The following is a 1,697-nucleotide window of genomic DNA, read 5'->3' on the forward strand; positions in this document are numbered from 1 at the left end:
CACTGGCACCGTCCAGTCACGCGCCGGATCGCCGGCAACCGCGTCCTGTGCACGGTGTATCGACGGATGCATGTGGTTGCGCCCTTCCAGCCAGGGCGACAGCTGCGGATCGCCTCCCGCGCGGCGCAGGTAAACGACGAGGAAGCGTGCGACCGCCAATGCGCACCCGGGCCCGACCTCGCCCGCAACAACATGCAGCATCAGGTCGATCCCGGCGGTGATGCCAGCACTCGTCATCCGCTCGCCGTCGACAACGTAGAGACGGTTCTCACGCACGCGTGCCGCGGGAGCGTCGTGCGCGAGTTCAGCGATGCAGCCGTGGTGCGTCGTGCACTCGACGCCATCGAGCAGGCCCGCGCGTGCGGCCAGCAGGGCGCCCGAGCAGATCGTGGCAAGTCGGATACCGGGCCGCACGACGCGTCGAAGCCAGTCGACAATGGCTGCTTCATACGCATCGTTCTGCCCGGCCGTGGTGACCGGCTCGCCCAGCGGAATGTCGGCGTGTCCAGGAACGACCAGCATGGCGCCGTCCGGCAGCCGCACCGGCAAAGGCGCGATGCCGGTCACGGCAAGACCGATTGAACTGCCGAGCTTGCGTGCCGGCCCGACGAATCGAACGTCGAAGCGAACCTCGCCCTGCTCGAGGTTCGCCTTGCGCAACACCTCGATCGGTCCCGCGACATCGAGCAGCAGCACGCGCGGTGGCAACACCACGAAAACGGGGATGACGCGGGGTGCCGTGCTCTTCATCAGGCGGCGTTGCGCAGCGCTCCTGCGAGCGCCTCCTCGACCGTCGCGATGCGCGCAAAACGATCTTCCAGCACCAGTTCCGTGCGCGCGCGGATCTCGCTGGCGCTCCACTCGCGACCATGACGGTCCGTCATCGGGAACGTCAGTGTCGCCTCACCCACATAGTCCACCTCATAACCGAGGTCCGAGGCGTGGCGGGTSGTGGTTTCGCAGCATTGCTCSGTGCGGATRCCGGAMACRATGATGCKACGGATGCCGTTCTCGGTCAGCCAGACCTCGAGGCCGGAGCCAACTAGGGCGCTGTGCCGTCTCTTGCGAAAGGTCACTGTCGGCGCGATGCGAAGAGGTGCCAATGTCGCCACGAAGCCTGACGCCTCTGAGAACGGACCGCTGTCCTCCACATGGAAAATGCGAACGACGGGGATGCCGGCGTTCGTCGCTCCATCGATGAGGGCCTGCTGGCGGTCGACATAGGCAGGGACATCGCCTTCCCGCCAGTACGGGCGGTGGCGGAAGGATTCCTGGGCATCGATGACGATCAGCGCGGTATCGGCGTGGGACATGGCGGCACTCCTGGTGGCTGGATTGAACCCAGTTTCCTCCGGCCGGAGCAAGTGCGACAGGCCGGGCGCGGACGCTGACCGGACAATTCGCGCCAGATGAGCGACGCCTTTCAGCGGGATGTCTGCGGGGCCTGCCCCTGTTGTGCGAGGACGGTCGCCCAGCTTCGGGCCTCGTCCTGCAAGGCAAGCTTGCGGCGTTCGAGCAGACGCGCGTATTCGGGTTTCGCATCCTCGCCGAAAAACGGTTGGTTCCGAGCCTGGTCGATCTGCACGGGGTGTGTCTCGAAAAAATCCACGACAGCCTCTCGCGCGTCGATGGCCTCGATGGTGGCCGCCCGGATCGGCGCGACCCGCTTGAGGAACATTGTCAGATCCGCCATGTCC

The 1,697-nt window shown here is 66.1% G+C and carries 3 protein-coding genes; all 3 read right to left on the bottom strand.

Annotation, left to right across the window (positions count from 1 at the left end):
• The coding region (locus AC1DT2_RS22590; protein WP_477298881.1) for a GlxA family transcriptional regulator at positions 1–750 on the bottom strand (750 nt) is incomplete at its 3' end.
• Positions 750–1,313: an isochorismatase family protein gene (locus AC1DT2_RS22595; RefSeq protein WP_477298882.1), complete on the bottom strand. Its 564-nt coding sequence runs from the start codon at positions 1,311–1,313 to the stop codon at positions 750–752. The genes AC1DT2_RS22590 and AC1DT2_RS22595, both read right to left, overlap by 1 nt.
• Positions 1,314–1,423: 110 nt before the next feature.
• On the bottom strand, positions 1,424–1,697 hold a 274-nt coding region (locus tag AC1DT2_RS22600), incomplete at its 5' end, for a hypothetical protein (protein ID WP_477298884.1).

The sequence above is a fragment of the Luteibacter sp. P4_E6 genome (assembly GCF_056401535.1).